The 18,715-nt window shown below is 67.2% G+C and carries 16 protein-coding genes and 1 tRNA gene; 11 read left to right on the forward strand and 6 right to left on the reverse strand.

Annotated features, from left to right (window positions below):
* Positions 1-47: 47 nt before the first annotated feature.
* Both F5X71_RS12055 and crcB read left to right on the forward strand, forming a co-directional pair.
* Entirely contained in the window at positions 48-572 is a 525-nt protein-coding gene (locus tag F5X71_RS12055) for a fluoride efflux transporter FluC (RefSeq protein WP_174817048.1), read from the forward strand.
* The gene (gene crcB / locus F5X71_RS12060; protein ID WP_167462018.1) at positions 569-934 is read left to right on the forward strand and encodes a fluoride efflux transporter CrcB; all 366 of its coding nucleotides are present in this window, start codon (positions 569-571) and stop codon (positions 932-934) included. Before F5X71_RS12055 ends, crcB begins: the two co-directional genes overlap by 4 nt.
* Before the next feature lie 122 nt (positions 935-1,056).
* On the opposite strand, the gene F5X71_RS12065 is transcribed toward crcB, so the two are convergent.
* Positions 1,057-1,431 carry a nitroreductase family deazaflavin-dependent oxidoreductase gene (locus F5X71_RS12065; protein WP_167462019.1) on the reverse strand — a complete coding sequence of 125 codons (375 nt, stop codon included), beginning with the start codon at positions 1,429-1,431 and terminating at the stop codon, positions 1,057-1,059.
* Positions 1,432-1,574: 143 nt separating this feature from the next.
* Here F5X71_RS12065 and F5X71_RS12070 point away from each other — a divergent pair, with 143 nt between their 5' ends.
* Positions 1,575-2,222, forward strand: coding sequence for a TetR/AcrR family transcriptional regulator (locus F5X71_RS12070; RefSeq protein ID WP_167462020.1), 648 nt, complete (start codon positions 1,575-1,577; stop codon positions 2,220-2,222).
* A 346-nt stretch (positions 2,223-2,568) separates the two neighbouring features.
* Here F5X71_RS12070 and hspQ read toward each other — a convergent pair whose 3' ends face one another.
* Together hspQ and F5X71_RS12080 are read right to left on the reverse strand one after the other, a co-directional pair.
* Positions 2,569-2,799 carry a heat shock protein HspQ gene (hspQ, locus tag F5X71_RS12075; protein ID WP_167462021.1) on the reverse strand — a complete coding sequence of 77 codons (231 nt, stop codon included), beginning with the start codon at positions 2,797-2,799 and terminating at the stop codon, positions 2,569-2,571.
* Positions 2,800-3,441: 642 nt separating this feature from the next.
* A tRNA-Leu gene (locus tag F5X71_RS12080) sits at positions 3,442-3,525 on the reverse strand.
* A 226-nt stretch (positions 3,526-3,751) separates the two neighbouring features.
* Between F5X71_RS12080 and F5X71_RS12085 the strand changes: the two genes are divergently transcribed.
* The 8 genes from F5X71_RS12085 to polA all read left to right on the forward strand — a co-directional run bounded on the left by F5X71_RS12085 (position 3,752) and on the right by polA (position 14,775).
* Complete coding sequence (locus tag F5X71_RS12085) at positions 3,752-4,369, forward strand: ANTAR domain-containing response regulator (protein WP_014983319.1); 618 nt, start codon at positions 3,752-3,754, stop codon at positions 4,367-4,369.
* A gap of 287 nt (positions 4,370-4,656) precedes the next feature.
* Positions 4,657-5,853: a branched-chain amino acid ABC transporter substrate-binding protein gene (locus F5X71_RS12090; RefSeq protein ID WP_167462022.1), complete on the forward strand. Its 1,197-nt coding sequence runs from the start codon at positions 4,657-4,659 to the stop codon at positions 5,851-5,853.
* Positions 5,854-5,950: 97 nt separating this feature from the next.
* Positions 5,951-6,988 carry a branched-chain amino acid ABC transporter permease gene (locus F5X71_RS12095; RefSeq protein WP_167462023.1) on the forward strand — a complete coding sequence of 346 codons (1,038 nt, stop codon included), beginning with the start codon at positions 5,951-5,953 and terminating at the stop codon, positions 6,986-6,988.
* Positions 6,985-8,415, forward strand: a complete 1,431-nt coding sequence (locus F5X71_RS12100; protein WP_167462024.1) for a branched-chain amino acid ABC transporter permease — start codon at positions 6,985-6,987, stop codon at positions 8,413-8,415. The genes F5X71_RS12095 and F5X71_RS12100 overlap by 4 nt, the downstream gene beginning before the upstream one ends.
* Complete coding sequence (locus F5X71_RS12105; RefSeq protein WP_167462025.1) at positions 8,412-9,407, forward strand: ABC transporter ATP-binding protein; 996 nt, start codon at positions 8,412-8,414, stop codon at positions 9,405-9,407. The genes F5X71_RS12100 and F5X71_RS12105 overlap by 4 nt, the downstream gene beginning before the upstream one ends.
* 8 nt (positions 9,408-9,415) lie before the next feature.
* Complete coding sequence (locus tag F5X71_RS12110; RefSeq protein WP_167462026.1) at positions 9,416-10,174, forward strand: ABC transporter ATP-binding protein; 759 nt, start codon at positions 9,416-9,418, stop codon at positions 10,172-10,174.
* A gap of 54 nt (positions 10,175-10,228) precedes the next feature.
* On the forward strand, positions 10,229-11,905 hold the full coding sequence (locus tag F5X71_RS12115) for a DUF885 domain-containing protein (protein WP_238815855.1): 1,677 nt from the start codon (positions 10,229-10,231) through the stop codon (positions 11,903-11,905).
* Positions 11,906-12,030: 125 nt separating this feature from the next.
* Positions 12,031-14,775, forward strand: a complete 2,745-nt coding sequence (gene polA, locus F5X71_RS12120; RefSeq protein ID WP_167462028.1) for a DNA polymerase I — start codon at positions 12,031-12,033, stop codon at positions 14,773-14,775.
* Positions 14,776-15,999: 1,224 nt separating this feature from the next.
* Here polA and F5X71_RS12125 read toward each other — a convergent pair.
* The 3 genes from F5X71_RS12125 to F5X71_RS12135 form a co-directional block, all read right to left on the reverse strand.
* Positions 16,000-16,359: a hypothetical protein gene (locus tag F5X71_RS12125; RefSeq protein WP_238815856.1), complete on the reverse strand. Its 360-nt coding sequence runs from the start codon at positions 16,357-16,359 to the stop codon at positions 16,000-16,002.
* Positions 16,360-16,788: 429 nt separating this feature from the next.
* Positions 16,789-17,022 carry a hypothetical protein gene (locus F5X71_RS12130; RefSeq protein ID WP_167462029.1) on the reverse strand — a complete coding sequence of 78 codons (234 nt, stop codon included), beginning with the start codon at positions 17,020-17,022 and terminating at the stop codon, positions 16,789-16,791.
* Between the two features lie 325 nt (positions 17,023-17,347).
* Positions 17,348-18,556, reverse strand: coding sequence for an FAD-dependent monooxygenase (locus tag F5X71_RS12135; RefSeq protein ID WP_174817049.1), 1,209 nt, complete (start codon positions 18,554-18,556; stop codon positions 17,348-17,350).
* Between the last annotated feature and the right edge of the window lie 159 nt (positions 18,557-18,715).

Here is an 18,715-nt window from a genome sequence, read left to right on the forward strand (position 1 = left end):
TGTGATGGCACGCGCCCGCTGCGGGCGCTACACGAGTGGGAGCCTCGATGACTACCGCCAGTACCGGTTGCACGCAGACCGATATCGATCCTGATCTGTACGACCCCGCGCCGTTGCGCGCCGAGCTGAGCGCGCAGGCGCCGATCGTGGCGGTCATCGCGCTCGGCGGTGCGCTCGGCGCCGCCCTGCGCTACGGCGCGGCCCTGATCTGGCCCACCGCCCATGCCGCGTTCCCGGTCACCACGATGGTCGTCAACGTCACCGGCTGCGCGATCATGGGCGTGTTCATGGTCCTGATCACCGAGGCTTGGACCGCGCCCGCGCTGCTGCGTCCGTTCATCGGGACCGGTGTTCTCGGCGGCTACACCACGTTCTCCACCTACGCCGCCGACAGCGCGCACCTGCTCCGAACCGGAAGTCCGGCACTCGGTTCGGCGGTCTTGGTGGCCACGCCGCTGGCGGCGCTCGGTGCGATCTGGATCGCCGCGGGTCTCACGCGGCGACTCGTGCTCCGCGGTGCTCGGCACGTCCTGCTCGATGTCCAGGTCGCCACGCCGGAGGACGCGCGATGAACTGGGTGCTCGTCCTCGGTGCGGCCGCGGTCGGCGCACCGCTGCGCTATCTGGTCGACCGGTTCGTGCAGCGCCGCCACGGCAGTCTCTTCCCGTGGGGCACCCTCGCGGTCAACACCGTCGCCTGCCTGATTCTCGGCTTCCTCACCACGGCGGTGACCGCGGACTCGCGGCTGCTATTGCTGGTCGGCACCGGCTTCTGCGGCGCGCTGAGCACCTATTCGACCTTCACGTTCGAGTCGGTCCAGCTGGCCCGCAATCGCGCCCGCGGCTACGCCATCGCCAACGTCGTGGGCAGCATGGTCGCCGGCCTGGCCGCGATCTTCCTCGGTTCGGCTCTCGCCCAGGCCATTTGGGCCTGAGCCGACTCAGGCGCCCGGCTCGCGGTCACCAGCCCGGCGACCGCGAGTGCCCAGATGCTGAGAGATCGCCTGCCTGCTCGATGACATGTCGGCTTGCATGTCATGTCAGGTTGTTGTCGAACTCAGCTCGGCGCCAGGTCCATGCGGAGGAACTCGGTGATGCGGAGCAGCTTGGGCGGGCGCGTCACCTCCGGTGGCAGCGCGTCGAACGCTTCGGTTTCCCCGATCAGTCGCGGTGCCGCGAGGCGCAGTTCCTTGCCGTTGATCCGGAGCCGGGCGCTGCCCGCCTTCAAGATGTTCTGCACCCAGTCCGCGCCTGACCCGTACACCAGGACGAACAGGTAGCCGCCGTCGACCGGATGGGCGTCCAGCGGCGTGCGGTAGGTCATGCCCGACGTGCGTCCGACATGCGTCAGCACCGGCCACTTCCCGCCCGCGATCGCGCGCGGGTTGAACACCCGCTTGTTCACGTGTCCCCACCATTTCGGCATCGGCATCGCAGTCTCCTTATCTCACCTGTGGCGGCGCTTCGTGCGCGTCGAGCTTCCGGCTCGGCGACTTACGCCTGTAAGGCTGTCTTACATGTGTAAGGTTGACTTACGATCGTAAGGCTGTCAACTGTCTGTTCCGAGGAGCCGCCATGTCCCGCCCCCCGCTACCGCTCAGCAGAGGCCGCGTGCTCGAGGCCGCGGTCCGGGTCGCCGATCGCGGTGGGGTGGGAGCGATCACGATGCGTCGCGTGGCGCAGGAGCTCGGCGTCGAGGCGATGTCGCTGTACCACCACGTGCCGAACAAGGACGCCATCCTCGACGGAGTGGTCGACATCGTGTTCGCCGCGATCGAGCTGCCCGGCAGCGGGCAGGCGGACTGGCGCGATGCCATCCGGACCCGCGCCCACTCCGCGCGAAAGATCTTGTCCCAGCACCGATGGGCGCTCGGCCTCTTGGATTCCCGGCGCAATCCCGGCCCCGCCACGCTGCGGCACCACGACGCCGTACTCGGCGTCCTGCGCGGCGCGGGATTCACCCTGCCCGCCGCCGCGCATGCCATCTCGCTAATCGACAGCTATATCGGCGGCTACGTTCTCCAGGAGGCGAACCTGCCCGCGGCGACCCCGCACGATGTCGAGGATGTCGCGGCCGACATCCTCGACCGGATGCCCGACGACCTGCCGCACCTGCGCGAGCTGATCGTCGAGCATGCGCTGCGTCCCGGCTATGACCACACCGCGGAATTCACCTACGGCCTCGACCTCATCCTCGATGCCCTGGATGCGCGGCGCGGGTAGGCGTTCGTCATCTGCGTGACCCGTTTGGTCGTCGGCGCGGCCTCGGTTCTGTCCGTCGTCCCGCTACTGCCACGATCCTCGATACCGGCAGTGCGTGTTCCAGTGCCCCCGGTCCCGGGCACCCGGACGGCCCACCGCCGGTCGAGGGTGAGCCGTGCGGTGCGTACGGGATTCGTGGGTGCATCTGGAGGGCGGGAACGCCGCACGCTACGGCACCGCATGGCTGTGCCGATCCTGATCGTGCCGGGTCGATCCAGGGTCGTCGCTCTGATCCTGTTGTGCACGAAGCGAATCCGGAACGTTCCCGCAATCGTATGGGAGTGTCGCCCGATGCCGCCGGGCGAGCTCAGCTGTCCGAGGTGAGTTGGCCTTCGGAGAGGTAGGTGTCCACCGGTTCGCCTTGTTCGTCGTCGATGGTCACCAGGTACCAGGGACTCGAGCGCACGTCGGGGTTGAGGGTGAGCCCGTTGTCGTCGTGCGCGGGCGTGTATTCGAGGTCGACCTCGACGACGACGCCGTGCCTACCGAGGGAGACGTGCCGAACCCGATCGCCGACACCGTATTTGGCTTCCGACATGCTGCACGCTCCTTCGCTCTCGCATTCGCCTCTGTATCCGGTGTGCCCCCAACGAGATCGCCCAATCCTTCCCGATCAACCGGGCCGCGGCGGCGAGCGGCGCCCAACACGCAGGAATGCAGCCTAACCGCCCACCAGCCCACCGAGCCGCCCCCACGCCCACCAACCAAGATCAAAAATTCCAGAGGCTCAGTCCTATATAAGGACGGCAGCACTGCGTGCAACTAGCCGGCCCTGCGTGATTGGGGTTGCGGGCGCAAGCTTCACCGCGCGAACCTCGGTGGCCCACGCCGCAATCGCTGAAGCTGCACGCGCAGTTTCCGCAACCCTCCGCACACGTCGTCTGCCTAGATGGCATACGTTGCCTCGTCACCACGCACCCGCTCGCAACAATCACCAACACACTCCGCCATCGGCGGATTCAGAGCAAAGCGCCGCCGAGCGGGGACCAGCAACCGACGTGCCGCAACATCGGCAGCACCGCACACCTGACTCCGCAACACCCCCACCCAACGCCCCCACCACCAAGGGGGGTTCGGGGGCAAAGCCCCGCCGAGCGGGGCCCGGGGGTCGCACCCCCGGAAAACGCAACGAGCGACCCAGGTCCGCGCATTCCGCGGACAAGGGTCGCCCAGAGTCGAGTGCCGAGTGTGGGACTCGAACCCACACGTCCTTTCGGACAACGGTTTTTGAGACCGTCGCGTCTGCCAGTTCCGCCAACCCGGCGCACCGGGACGAAATGATAGCGGGTGTGGGGGGCTGGTACCTAACCGGTTGGTCGAGTGGCCGAGGGAAGGGGGTTTGCCCTGGGTATATGCGTTCTATGCGGAAGTGAAAGGTACTCTTTACATCACTCGACGACCGATGGTGAGGTCGATGGTCGGCAAGTTGGACCAACGTCCACTCTGCGGCGTGTCGGGGACAGGCATCGAAACCATGAGGGGTCTTACCTATGAGCACAGCAGCAGGGGGCGCAGGCACTAAGCGCGACGCGGGGGCCAAGCGCGTCGTCGTCGCGGAAGATGAGGCGCTCATCCGCATGGACCTGGTCGAGATGCTGACCGAAGAGGGCTATCTGGTGGTCGGCGAGGCGGGTGACGGGCAGCAGGCGGTGGATCTCGCGGTCGAGCACCGGCCGGATCTGGTGATCATGGATGTGAAGATGCCGCGCCGCGACGGTATCGATGCGGCGGCCGAGATCGCGTCGAAACGTGTTGCGCCGGTGGTGATTTTGACCGCGTTCAGCCAGCGGGATCTGGTCGAGCGGGCGCGTGACGCGGGGGCGATGGCGTATCTGGTGAAGCCGTTCACGAAGTCCGATCTGGTGCCTGCGATCGAGTTGGCGGCGAGCCGGTTCCACGAGATCACCGCGCTGGAGGGCGAGGTGGCGAATCTGTCGGACCGGTTGGAGACGCGCAAGCTGGTGGAGCGGGCCAAGGGCGTTTTGATGCAGACGCAGGGTCTGTCCGAGCCGCAGGCGTTCAAGTGGATTCAGCGCACGGCGATGGATCGCCGGACGACGATGAAGGCGGTCGCCGAGGTCGTGCTGGAGAACTTGGCCCCGAAGTGACAGGCGTGGTCCGGCGAGCGGACCACCGACCTTTGCACGCCTTGCTGACGGACTGTGCCCGCCTGCGCCGATTAGGCGGAAATTTTACTCACGCGAAACGGGATGGTGAACAAGAATTCGACACGATGTCGGATTCATGATCCGAATGTGATGCGGAACTAACGTACCAACGCTATGTTCTGACCGGGCTGACGTGGTCGGCCCCCTCGGTGATCCCGGGGGAGCACAGGACTTAGAGGTGAAACGTGCTTAGTTCGACATGGCACAGTCGTACGACGCGAGGTGTTTTGGCAATCGGTGCAGCTGCCGCGCTGGTGCTGACCGGTTGTAGTGACAAATCGACCAGCACCGGTACGGATGCGTCCGGTACCAGTGGGGCGTCCGGCCTGAAGATCACGCCGGTCGTGCAGGTGGACACCAACGGCAAAGAGGTCGCGAAGGTCGATCCGGCGAAGGCCGCCGATCCGGCCGGTGACGGTAAGGCGACGTGCGCGCCGACCAACATCGCCTTTGCCGGCGCGTTGACGGGTCCGAACGCTGCTCTCGGGATCAACATCGAGCTGGGTGCGAAGCTGGCCCTCGACCAGCACAACAAGGCCAACCCGGGCTGCCAGATCACGTTGAAGTCGTTCGACACCGAGGGTGACCCGCAGAAGGCCACGCAGGTGGTGCCGCAGATCGTCAACGACAAGTCGATCGTGGCGCTGCTCGGCCCGACGTTCTCCGGCGAGACGAAGGCGACCGGCAAGATCCTCAGCGACGCCGGCCTGCCTTCGCTGTCGTCGTCGGCGACCAACGCCTCGCTCACGTCCAACGGCTGGACCAGCTTCTTCCGCGGTCTGGCCAACGACGATGTGCAGGGCCCGTCGGTGGCGAAGTACCTGACCGAGACCGCCGGCTACAAGAAGGTCTGCGTCGTACAGGACAACAGCGACTACGGCACCGGCCTGGCCAAGAGCATCACCGATGGTCTGGGTGCCGCGGCCGACGCGAGCTGCTCGTCCAGCATCAAGACCGGTGACAAGGACTTCTCCGCGACGGTCACCAAGATCGCGGGCGCGAACGCGGACGCGGTGTTCTTCGCCGGCTACTACGCCGAGGGCGCGCCGCTGGCGCAGCAGTTGAAGTCGGGTGGCTTCAAGGGCGTCTTCGTGGCGCCGGACGGCACCAACGATCCGCAGTTCCTGTCCCAGGCGGGTAGCGCGGCCAAGGGTGCGACGCTGACCTGCCCGTGTGGCCCGGCCCCGGAGAAGTTCGAGCAGGACTACCAGGCCTTCAACAAGCAGCCCTCGGGTGTGTACTCGGTCGAGGCCTACGACCTGGCCACGATCCTGACCAAGGCGATCGGTGCGGGCAAGGTGACGCGCCCCGACATCCTGGAGTACGTGCGCGCCTATGACGGCGCGGGCCTGGCCCGTCAGTACAAGTGGAGTGCCAACGGCGAGCTGAGCAACGCGCTCATCTGGATCTACACGGTCAAGTAACCCGGCATACGAGTCGCGCAGCACGTAACGGGGTTCGCGCGAATCCCGTTACGTGCTGCTGTTTCGTGAAGGGCGAATCAATGAGGGCGAATTACGAATGACTTCCACTGTATTAGCCGACGCAGTACAACTCGTCGGTGGTTCGATCGACTTCAACTATCAGGGAGTGATCGACGATTTCTGGCGACTGACCGTCGACGGATTGTCCTACGGTGCTATCTACGCACTGGTTGCTGTGGGCTACACCCTGGTCTACGGCGTACTGCGGCTGATCAATTTTGCCCATTCGGAAATATTCATGCTCGGCCTGTTCGGCCAGTACGTCGGGCTGATGCTGCTCGGTTTCTCGCCGAGTGGTGATGTGTATTCGCAGGGCATCATCCTCACCATCACCTATCTGGCGCTGGCGATGATCTTCGGCATGGCGGTCTCCGGTGCCGCCGCGGTCGGCCTGGAGCGCATCGCCTACCGGCCGCTGCGCAGGCGCGGCGCCAAACCCCTGATCTTTCTCATCACCGCGATCGGCGCCTCGTTCGTGCTGCAGGAGATCGTGCACTTCGTCTTGCCGAAGATCTGGCCGAGCCTGGGCGGCTCGAACGCGCAGAAGCCGATCATGCTGGTGGAGCCGACGAAGCAGTTCAGCTTCGGTGGCGCCGACATCACCAACGTGACGATCGTGATCATCGTCGCGGCGGTGATCCTGGCGATCGCCACCGAGCTGGTGATCAATCAGACCAAGTTCGGCCGCGGCATCCGCGCCGTGGCGCAGGATCCGGATACCGCGACGCTGATGGGTGTTTCGCGGGAGCGGATCATCATGCTCACCTTCCTCATCGGCGGCGTGCTCGCCGGTGCGGCGGCGCTGTTGTACGCGTTGAAGATTCCGAACGGCATCATCTATTCGGGCGGGTTCATTCTCGGCATCAAGGCTTTCAGTGCCGCGGTGCTCGGCGGTATCGGCAATCTGCGCGGCGCGCTGCTCGGCGGATTGTTGCTCGGTCTGGCGGAGAACTACGGCCAGATTTTGTTCGGTACCGAATGGCGCGACGTGGTCGCGTTCGTGGTGCTGATCGCGGTGTTGATGATCCGGCCGACCGGCATTCTCGGTGAGAGCCTCGGGAAGGCACGCGCATGAGTGACGCAACCACGAAAACCGTTGTCCCCCCTGCCGAACCGGAACGGCCCAAGCACGGCGTCGGCGACGCCCTGCGGACCTGGTGGGGTGGTCTTTCCCGGCCGGCCCAGTGGGCGGTCGGCGTGCCCGCCATCATCGCGCTGGCACTGCTTCCGTTGTTCCCGCCGCCGTTCATCGATACCCCAGGCACCAGCTTCGGCGGTGTGATGGCGCAGTTCGCGATGTACGCGCTGATCGCCATCGGGCTGAATGTCGTTGTCGGACAGGCGGGTCTGCTCGATCTGGGCTACGTCGGCTTCTATGCCGTCGGTGCGTACACCGTCGGTCTGCTCACGAGTCCGAACAGCCCGTGGAACCAGACCGACGGCGGCTGGCTCGGCAGCAAATGGGCCTGGCTGGCCTGTGTGCCGCTGGCCGTGGCCGTCACCGCGGTGTCCGGGTTGATCCTCGGCTCGCCGACGCTGCGATTGCGCGGCGACTATCTCGCGATCGTGACGCTCGGCTTCGGTGAGATCGTTCGGCTGCTCGCCGACAACCTCGGCGATGTGACCAACGGCAGCCTCGGCCTGTCCGGCATCGCCTACCCGTCGGTCGGAGTGTCGGAAACCAAACCCAACGGTGTCTTCTCCGCGGGCAATGTCGGCAACCCGGATACCTCGAACCTGTTGGACCGGGCCAATGCCGGCGTGTGGTGGTTCTGGGTCGGCATGGTGCTTGTGGTGGTGATCCTGCTGATCGTCGGCAACCTAGAGCGCAGCCGGGTCGGACGGGCCTGGGTCGCGATCCGCGAGGACGAGGACGCGGCCGAGATCATGGGCGTGCCGACGTTCAAGTTCAAGCTGTGGGCATTCATGATCGGCGCCGCGGTCGGCGGGCTCTCCGGTGCGCTGTACGCGGGGCAGGTGCAGTTCATCAACCCGACCGGGTTCAACATCATCAACTCCGTGCTGTTCCTGTGCGCGGTCGTCATCGGCGGTCAGGGCAACAAGCTCGGCGTGATCGTCGGCGCGTTCGTCATCGTCTACCTGCCGAACCGGTTGCTGTCGGTGCAGGCGGTGGGTCAGTCCGCGGTGGGCTGGGTGTCGATCGTCGTCGGCATCGCGCTCGTCGTCGGCCTGATCGTGGTGTGGCGCAGGTGGGCTCGCGATCAGGAGCGCCCGATCCGGCTGGCCTATCTGGGCGGCGGCGCGGTCGCGGTGATCGCGATGCTCGTCGTGCTCAACAACGTGCTGGTGTTCCAGAAGCCGGGTGCGCAGTCGCTCGGCGACTACAAGTACCTGTTCTTCGGTATCACGCTGATGGTGGTCATGATCTTCAAACCGCAGGGCCTGTTCCCGGTCCGGCAGAAGCTGCTCGCCTACGGGCGGCAGGTGTATCAGGCGGTGCGCAGACCGTCCGGTGACGATGCGATCGGAGCGACCCGATGACCGGGCCCGGCGCCGGTGGCGCGCTGTTCGACAACGAGGACATGGCGGCGGGCTACGCGGCCGAGCCGGAGACCGAACCCAGTGCCGGCGTGGTCGATCTGACCGCGGTGATCCCGGACCTGGCCGACGCGGAGACGGTCGCGGAGGTGGTCGCCTCGCATCGCGAGATCGAGACGGCCGTCGGCGCGCCGTTGTTGCGCACCGAGGACCTGACCGTGAAGTTCGGCGGCCTGACCGCGCTGGACGCGGTGAGCTTCGAGATCCGCCGCGGCGAGATCCTCGGGCTCATCGGGCCTAACGGCGCGGGCAAGACCACCTGCTTCAACGCGATCACCGGCGTCTATCGTCCGGCCTCTGGCACCGTGTACTTCGACGGCGCACCGCTGACGAAGACCAAGCGCAACGCGATCACTCGGCTCGGTATCGCGCGCACCTTCCAGAACATCCGGCTCTTCGGCGAGATGACGGCGCTGGAGAACGTGGTGGTCGGCACCGACGCCAGGCACAAGACCTCGGTGCCCGGCGCCATCTTCCGCACCAACCGGCATCGCAGGGAGGAGCACGACGCGATCGAGCGGGGCATGGCGCTGCTCGAATTCGTCGGCATCGCACCGCGTGCGGTGGAGAAGGCGCGCAACCTGTCCTACGGCGATCAGCGCAGGCTGGAGATCGCCAGGGCGCTGGCCACCGAGCCGAAACTGCTCTGTCTGGACGAGCCGGCCGCCGGGTTCAATCCGAGCGAGAAGTCGGCGCTGATGGATCTGATCCGCAAGATCCGCGACGACGGGTTCACCGTGTTGCTGATCGAGCACGACATGCGCCTGGTCATGGGCGTGACCGACCGGATCGTGGTGCTGGAGTTCGGCCGCAAGATCGCCGACGGACTGCCCGCCGACATCAGGGAGGATCCCGCGGTGATCGCCGCCTACCTCGGGGTGCCCGACGACGGCACCGACCTGGGGACGGCAAGCGCACACGGGACCAACGGGTAGGAGCAGCGATGACATCGCAGACAGAATCGGTGCGGCCCAACGGCTCCGACGCCTTGCTCGCGGTCGAGGACATGGTCGTCAACTACGGCAGAATCCAGGCGCTGCACGGGATTTCGCTGGAGGTGGCGCCGGGTGAGCTGGTGACGCTGCTCGGCGCGAACGGTGCGGGCAAGACCACGACCATGCGCGCGCTGTCCGGGCTGCTGCCCCTGACCAAGGGGCGGGTCCTGTTCGAGGGCAAGGACATCAGCCACATGAAGGCGCACGAGCGGGTGGGTCTCGGGTTGATCCAGGCACCGGAGGGCCGTGGTGTGTTCCCCGGCATGACGGTGCAGGAGAACCTCGACATGGGTTGCTACGGAAGGCCGTTCAAGCAGAAGGCGGAGTACGACAAGACCCTCGAGTGGGTGTTCGAGTTGTTCCCGCGCATGCTGGAGCGGCGCAAGCAGGTCGGCGGCACGCTCTCCGGCGGCGAGCAACAGATGCTGGCGATCGGCCGTGCACTGATGGCACGGCCGCGGCTGCTGCTGTTGGACGAGCCATCGATGGGCTTGGCGCCCATGATCATTCAGCAGATCTTCCGGATCATCTCCGAGATCAACAAGCAGGGCACCACGGTGTTGCTGGTCGAACAGAATGCCCAGCAGGCGCTTTCGCGCAGCGATCGCGCCTACATCATGGAAACCGGTGAGGTCACCAAGACCGGCTCCGGTGCCGAGTTGCTGACCGACCCCGCGGTGAAGTCGGCCTACCTCGGCGTCGGCTAGATCGATGGCGTAACTCCGGTGCCGCTCGGCCGCGCTCGAGGCATGATCGTGCTCATGGACGAGCATGATCAGCTGACGGATCTGGCCGAGCGGTACTGGGATTGCTTCCTTGCCGCGCACCCGAGCGACGCGACGTTGCTCGGCGATCGGCGCTTCGACGACAAGATCGAGGATCTGTCCGCGGCCGCCGACGAGCGGTTGCTCTCGACCTGGCGGGATCTGCTCGGTCAGGTCGACGCGCTCGACCCGGACCGGCTCGCCCCCGCCGACCGGGTCACCCGCAGCCTGCTGCGCACCGAATTGTCCGGTGCGATAGACCGTTTGGCGTGGCGGCCGACCGAGCTTGCCTCCGATCAGATGGAGGGCGTGCACGCCTGGGTGCTGACCATGGCGCCGCAGCTCAACGCCCCGCAACCGGAGCACGCGCTTGCGCTGGTCCAGCGGTTCCGCCAATTCGGCGACCTGCTCGGGCAGGCGGTCGTGCGGTTCCGGGACGGTCTCGCGGCAGGCCGCACGCCACCGCGGATCACGCTGGAGCGTTCGCTCAACCAGCTCGACGGCTACCTCTCCTCGGAGCTGTCCGAAGACCTGTTCGTCACCTTCCCCGGCCCGCGGGACTGGGCGGGCGAGGCGCAGTGGCGCGCCGAATTGACCGAGGTGGCAAGGGATGTCATCCGGCCCGCGTTCCAGCGCTATCGGGACGTGCTGCTCGCCGATCTGGTGCCCGTCAGCAGGCCCGACGACAAGCCGGGCCTGTGCTGGCTCGGCGCCGACGGCGAGGACATCTACCGGCGCCAGCTGAGCTATCACACCACCCTGCCCGAACTCGGCGCCGAACAGATCCACGAGCTCGGCATGACCGAATTGGCCGGGCTGCGTGAGGAATACGCCACCATCGGCGAGCGGCTGTTCGGCACCGCCGAGCTCGGCGAGATCTTCGCCAGGCTGCGCGATGATCCCGAGCTGTGCTACACCGACGGTGAGCAGATCATGTTCGACGCGCGCCACGCGCTGGCCGCGGCGAGCGCCGAGATGGGGAACTGGTTCGGCAGGCTGCCCAAGCAGACGTGCGACATCGTCCCGATCCCGGAGTTCCTCGCCGCGGATGCCCCCGCGGCGTACTACTTCTCGCCCGCCGCCGACGGATCACGGCCCGGCGCCTACTTCGTCAACCTGTATCACCCGACCGGCCGGGGCCGGTTCGAGACGGCGTCGGTGGCCTTCCACGAGGCCATTCCCGGTCATCACCTGCAGCTCACCATCGCCAACGAGCTCGACCACCTGCCCCGGTTCCAGCGGCAGTCCTTCGCGAACACCGCGTTCGTCGAGGGCTGGGCGCTCTACACCGAGCGGCTCGCCGACGAAATGGGTTTGTACGAGGATGATCTCGGGCGCCTCGGCATGCTGGCCGGCGACTCGTGGCGCTCCTGCCGGCTGGTCGTCGACACCGGCCTGCACGCGAAGGGCTGGACCAGGCAGCAGGCCATCGACTTCATGGTGGCCAACGTGCCCGCCGGACTCGCCGAGATCACCGCCGAGGTGGACCGCTACATCGGCATGCCAGGCCAGGCCGTCGGCTACAAGATCGGTCAGCTGGAGATCCGGAAGCAGCGCCTCGCCGCGACCGAACGCCTCGGCTCTGCCTTCGACATCAAGGCGTTCCACGACGTCGTTCTCGGCTCCGGCTCGGTGAGCCTGCCGGTGCTGCGGGAACTCGTCGCCACGCTGTGACGTGAGGTCGCGGCGGGCGGCGCGGCAGTGTCGGCTACGTCACCGACGGGGTCGCCGGGGCTCGATGCGATGCGCATGGGTGTCGGCGTAACACCTTGTCGGTGGCGGTCCCTAGACTCGGGGGCGTGAGTTCACCCACGACTGCGCAGCGTCCTGCCACCGCGTCCGCCACCAGCGAAGTCGCGCCGGGAGACCGGCCGACGCTGATGTTGCTGGACGGGCATTCGATCGCCTATCGCGCGTTCTTCGCGCTACCGGCGGAGAACTTCAAAACGGTGACCGGGCAGACCACCAACGCGGTGTACGGATTCACCGCGATGCTGATCAACCTGCTGCGCGACGAGAAGCCGACGCATATCGCGACGGCGTTCGACGTGTCGCGCAAGACGTTCCGCACCGAGGCGTACCCGGAGTACAAGGCCAACCGGTCGCAGACCCCGGACGAGTTCCGCGGGCAGGTCGAACTCACCAAGGACGTGCTCGGCGCGATGGGCATCCCGGTGATGGCGATCGAGGGCTTCGAGGCCGACGACATCATCGCCACGCTCACCACGCAGGCGGTGGCGGAGGGCTTCCGGGTGCTGATCGTCTCCGGTGACCGCGACGCCATCCAGCTCGTCAACGACAACGTGACCGTGCTCTACCCGCGCAAGGGCGTCTCCGATCTCACCCGGTTCACCCCCGACGAGGTGTTCGCGAAGTATCAGCTCACCCCCGCCCAGTACCCGGACTACGCGGCCCTGCGCGGCGACCCGAGCGACAACCTGCCCGGCATTCCCGGCGTGGGGGAGAAGACCGCGGCCAAGTGGATTCGCGAATACGGCGACCTGAACACCCTCGTCGACAAGGTGGACGAGGTGAAGGGCAAGGTCGGCGACGCGCTGCGGGCGAACCTGAGCAGCGTGGTGCTCAACCGTCAGCTCACCGAGATGGTGCGCGACGTGCCGCTGCCGTACACGCCCGACCAGCTGGCGCAGCAGCCGTGGGACCGCAACAAGATCCATCAGCTCTTCGACGATCTGGAGTTCCGCGTGCTGCGGGACCGGCTGTTCGACACGCTGGCCCCGAAGGAGCCCGAGGCCGAGGCCGGTTTCGAGATCAGCGGTGGCGCGCTCGAGGTCGGCGCGGTGGCCGGTTGGCTCGCCGAGCACGCGAAGGCCGGTGTGCGGCAGGGTGTCTCGATCGTCGGCAGCGGTACGCCCGGCGGCGGTGACGTGCGCGCGCTCGCCATCGCGGCGGGCGACGGCGAGAGCGGTTACATCGACGTCGCCGTACTGACCCCGGAAGACGAAGCGGCCCTCGGTGCCTGGCTCGCCGACCCTGCGGTGCCGAAGGCGCTGCACGAGGCCAAGGCGGCGATGCACGCGCTGCGTGGGCGCGGCTGGACGTTGGGCGGACTCACCAGCGATACCGCGCTCGCCGCGTACCTGGTCCGTCCCGGGCAGCGCAGCTTCAACCTCGACGACCTGTCCCTGCGCTACCTGCGCCGGGAACTGCGCGCCGAGACCGACGAGACCCCGCAGCTGTCGCTGCTCGACGACGAGGACACCGTCGACGCCGAACTCGCGCAGACCGAGATGCTGCGCGCCAGGGCGGTCGCCGACCTCGCCGACGCCCTCGACACCGAGCTGCGGCAGATCGAATCGGTGCCGCTGCTTGCCGACATGGAACTGCCGCTGCTCGGTGTGCTTGCCACGCTGGAGGATTCGGGCATCGCGGTCGACACCGATCAGCTCGAGACGTTGCAGCGGCAATTCGCCGACAAGGTGAGCGAGGCCGCCAACGCCGCCTACGAGGTGATCGGCAAACAGATCAACCTCGGCTCGCCGAAGCAGCTGCAGGTGGTGCTGTTCGACGAGCTCGACATGCCGAAGACCAAGCGCACCAAGACCGGCTACACCACCGACGCCGACGCGCTGGAGTCGCTGTTCGAGAAGACCGAGCATCCGTTCCTGCAGCACCTGCTCGAGCACCGGGACGCGACCCGGCTCAAGGTGACCGTCGACGGCCTGCTCAAGTGCGTCGCCGACGACGGCCGCATCCACACCACCTTCAACCAGACCATCGCGGCCACCGGCCGGCTCTCCTCGACCGAGCCGAACCTGCAGAACATCCCGATCCGCACCGACACGGGCAGGCAGATCCGCGACACGTTCGTCGTCGGCGCCGGCTACGAGTCGTTGATGACCGCCGACTACAGCCAGATCGAGATGCGCATCATGGCGCACCTGTCCGGCGACGAAGGCCTCATCGAGGCGTTCAATTCCGGTGAGGACCTGCACACGTTCGTCGCGTCCAAGGCGTTCGACATCCCGCTCGCCGAGGTGACGCCCGAGCTGCGCCGCCGCATCAAGGCCATGTCCTATGGCCTCGCCTACGGTCTCAGCTCCTACGGCCTTGCCGCCCAGCTGAAGATCAGCACCACCGAGGCCAAAGAGCAGATGGACGTCTACTTCGACCGGTTCGGCGGCATCCGCGACTACCTGTACGAGGTCGTCGAGCAGGCCCGCAAGGTCGGCTACACCTCCACCCTGTTCGGCCGTCGCCGCTACCTGCCCGACCTCGACTCCAGCAACCGGCAACGCCGCGAGGCCGCCGAGCGGATGGCACTCAACGCCCCCATCCAGGGCACCGCCGCCGACATCATCAAGGTGGCGATGATCAACGTGCACAAGGCGATCCAGGAGGCAGGCCTGCGTTCACGCATGCTGCTCCAGATCCACGACGAACTGCTCTTCGAGGTAGCCGAAGGAGAAAAGGAAACCCTCGAGGCCCTCGCCAAGTCCCAGATGTCCGCCGCCATCCACCTCTCCGTCCCCCTCGACGTCTCCGTAGGCACCGGCCGCAGCTGGGACTCCGCCGCCCACTAACCCATCCGCCGCACGGTCCGGTGGTCGTGCGGGTCCGGTAGTCGTGCGGTCCGGGTGGTCGTGCGGCTGCCGTGCGGGTCCGGCCGCCGCCGTAGGTCCTGTCGCTGTGCGGCTGTCGTGCGGGTCTGGTGGTTGTGCTGGTGGTCTGGTGGTCCTGCGGCTGGTGTGGGGTCTTGACGCTGTGAGGCCGATGGTCGTGGTGCTGTCGTGGGGTCTTGTCGTGGGCCTGGTTGGCGTGCGGGTCTGGTGGTCGTGCGGCTGCCGTGCGGGTCCGGCCGCCGCCGTAGGCCCTGTCGCTATGCGGCTGCCGTGCGGGTCTGGTGGTTGTGCGGCCGTTGTGTGGTCCGGCCGCCGCCGTAGGTCCTGTCGCTGTGCGGCTGCCGTGCGGGTCTGGTGGTTGTGCTGGTGGTCTGGTGGTCGTGCGGCTGCCGTGCGGGTCCGGCCGCCTTGCGCGTGGCGTCCGGGGTATCCGACGACTCCAAATCGAGGACATACCCGGGCAGAACCCAGCCCGGAATCCTGGTCGCCTGATCACCAGGTAATGGTGGCGGCATCGCCCGAGAGGTGACCGCCACCATTACCTGGTGATCAGGCGTCCAACAGTCGGGTTCGCTGATCGGCCGCAGCTGGCTCGCGCGTCGGCCGTTAATGAGGACTCGTCGGCCCAACCGGGTCGAGATGCGATGTGCCAGTTGGTGGTGGGGTCGAGGGCGGGCACGCATGCCGATGGTCTGGCCGCTACACCGGCCATCGCTACGGGGCGAGCTTGCCTTGACTGGTTTGCGCGCGGTGTCGCCAGCTGCGCGGGGGTAGCGCCGGGAGTACGCGGGCTAGCGGGCCGCCTCGCGGCGTTCGCGGCCGGGTCGTGTTGCCGGTGTCCGGCTATCCGGCCAGTGCACCGGCCGCGGGTGGGACTTCGCCCGCTCCGGATGTCGCGCCCTCACGTGAGGGATCCCGGTGGCGTCTGATCGAGGGGCGCACCGGGCAGAATCCTGGTCGATTGATCACCAGGTAATGGTGGCGGCATCGCCCGGGAGGTGGCCGCCACCATTACCTGGTGATCAAGCGTCCAACAGACGAGGCTCCCCGATCTACTCCGCCTGGCCCGCTGTCCGGTGCGCCGGCAGTGCGAGGGTTCCACCGGTTCGCCTGGTCTACGCCAGGGATGGCACGGTCGAGTAGACCTGCTCGGGGCGCGTGAGTCGGCGGCCCTTGTCGGGCTGGTCATGGTTGGTCGGTGCGGGGGCGTAGGGCATAGGCGGGAACCAGTTGACCTTGCACAACCAGATCGGGACGGCCGTCGGCGTATTGCACGCTGAATGTCACCCGCCCCATCCAGTCGCCGGCCACCGTCGGCACCCAGTGGGTCAACAGCCCGGCCCGCTCGCCCGTCATGATCACTCCCGCACCATTGGTGTGCTTGGGCGTGCCCGGATCACGGATCACGATCGCGTCCAACCGCACCCATACCGGCCGCGGCCGCACGGTAACCGCCGCCGCGTAATGCCCCACACCACCAGGCTCGACCAGCTCCGGCTCTGTACCCTCCGTCCGCGGCACCCCCGACTCTGATGTCGAACTCATGTTCGAATAGTAGCTCCTATCCTGTCCTGGAATGCTCGGTAGGTGCCCGGCATCCACGGCTCGGTGCTGGAAGCCTAGGGGGTGGGTAATGGCGATCGAGCCCCCGCGCGGGCGGGGAAGGCGTGCTGGTCGTGCGCGATGTCAGTCGCGGCGCACTCCACAATTGCCCGTTCCGGCGCGCGAAGGCCGCCGCTGGGCCGAAGGGGGCGGCGGCAGCTGCTGGTGGACGAGTGATCAGGAGGAACTGGTGTCACTGCCTTCTCGGCCGATGCCGCCGTCAGTTCCTCCTGATCGTTTGACCTGTAGCTGAGTCCGGCGGTGGTCCCAGGTCTACCGTGAAGATCAAAGGGTGAGTGATGCGGGCGGTCCGGCTGTCCGTTGAGCAGGTGCCCCGAGCGCTCGATCGATGGATGATGTTCGGGGCCTTCGCTACTTGCCGCAGTCCGGGCGGGTGTCGAAACTGCACTGGCTGCCGGTGCTTTCGCCGATTATTCCGGTGATGAACTGGTGCAGCAGGGTTTTCGGGTTGGGGGCGACGAAGGCGGGCTCCGCGGGGCGATCGAGTTCGGCCGCGGCGGCGGTGCCCGCGCCGCCCAGCAGTGCCGCGGTCGCTACGATGGCCGCTGCGGCGATGCGTACCGAAATGGTCTGTGTCGAAGGCATTTCTCTCACTTCATGTCCGTTGATGTCGGGCGATTCCGCATCGGAATGCGCCCCCGATTTTGATGACGCTCACTCTCACTGCCGAACGATTACCACCCCCTTCGGCCCGGCCGCCCCCGTGTACGACGCGTCCTCGACAGGACGATCACTGCGCACGAGATGCTACGGGCCCGCACATATCGTCGGCGTATCGAAATTCGAAGGTCATGTCGCGCTTGACAACCGAGATCGTAGGTACCGAGATCGGCCGAAGTCCGGCGCGGCAATCGCGTACCTCAGCGAAGTGAGCTGGGCGCCAACCTGTCTGGGCGCGGAGGCGGGTGCGCTACGGGTTGGTCGACCGGGTGCGGACGCCCGAGTCCGGCACCCCCGCGTAGTCGGGGAGTTCGACGCCGTTGAGTGCGCGCTCGATCAGCTCGGCGAACCATGCTCCGGTGAAATCGGGGGCGGGTTCGGCGTCCGGGCCGGGGAGGTCGCGGCTGTGGGCGTGCAAGCGGCCGATCTCCTGGTTGGCTTCGACGAACGAGCGCATCCGCTGCTCGTAGGCGGCGAAGCCGATCTCGGGATGCCAATCGGCGGCGGCGAGTTCGCCGGCCAGCAGGTAGGCGCCGACCAGGGCCAGTCCGGTGCCCTGCCCGGACATCGGGGACGAGCTGAACGCCGCGTCGCCGAGCAGTCCCACGCGACCTTTCGACCAGCGGTCCAGCACCACCTGGGCGACCTGGTCGAGATAGAAGTCCGGGGCGTCGTCCAGGTGCGCGAGAATGCGCGGAGCCAGCCAGCCCATGCCGCTCATCCGCTCGCGCAGCAGGCGCTTCTGCGCTTCGGTGTCGCGGTAGTCGACGTCGAAGTTGGGCGCGGAGAAGGAGAACAGGGCCATCGCGCGGGTGGCGTCCTGGATGGGCCGCAGCATGGCGGAGCGTCCCGGCTCCTGATAGTCGATCAGCCAGCGATCCAGTTCGAATTCGTTGGGCAGACTGTAGAAGGCGAGCACGTGCCCGAGGTGCCGGACGCAGTGCTCGTGCGGCCCGAAAACCATGGCGCGCAGGGCGGAATGCAGTCCGTCCGCCCCGACCACGAGGTCGAAGCGGCGCCGATCGCCGCCGGCGAAGGTGACGTCGACGCCGTCCGCGTCCTGGGTGAGTCCGGCGATCCGGTCGTCGAAGCGATACTCGACGCTGTCGCGGGTGTCGTCGTAGAGGACCTGGGCCAGGTCGCCGCGCAGGATCTCGATCTCGGCGATGAATCCGTCGCCGCCGTCGTCGTCCGCGCGGAAGGTCTCGAGCACGTTCCCGTCCGCGTCGACGGTGTGCGCGCCCGCGGTCTCGGTGCGGGCCGCGCGCACCGCCGCGTCCAGCCCCATCCGCTGGATGACCTCCTTGGTCACCCCGCGCGCGTCCACCGCCTGACCACCTGGACGCAGCTCGGCCGCCCGCTCCACCACGGTCACTGTCGCTCCACGCCGGTGCAGCCAATGGGCCAGCGCGGGCCCCGCGATGCTCGCTCCCGCCACCAACACCCTGATACCGCTCACTGAAATGTCCTTCGCGCCGGTCCGGACCGGTGTCCGGCTCACTCTTCCCGCACCGCGACGTCCTGGCACGGGCCACCGCTATCGGTGTCCAACGGTATCGACGCCGGGACGCGCCGAAACTCATCGGTGCTGCTCGATCCGCGCCTCGAGCGCCCGGAC

Source organism: Nocardia brasiliensis, assembly GCF_011801125.1.
Taxonomy (GTDB): Bacteria; Actinomycetota; Actinomycetes; order Mycobacteriales; family Mycobacteriaceae; genus Nocardia; species Nocardia brasiliensis_C.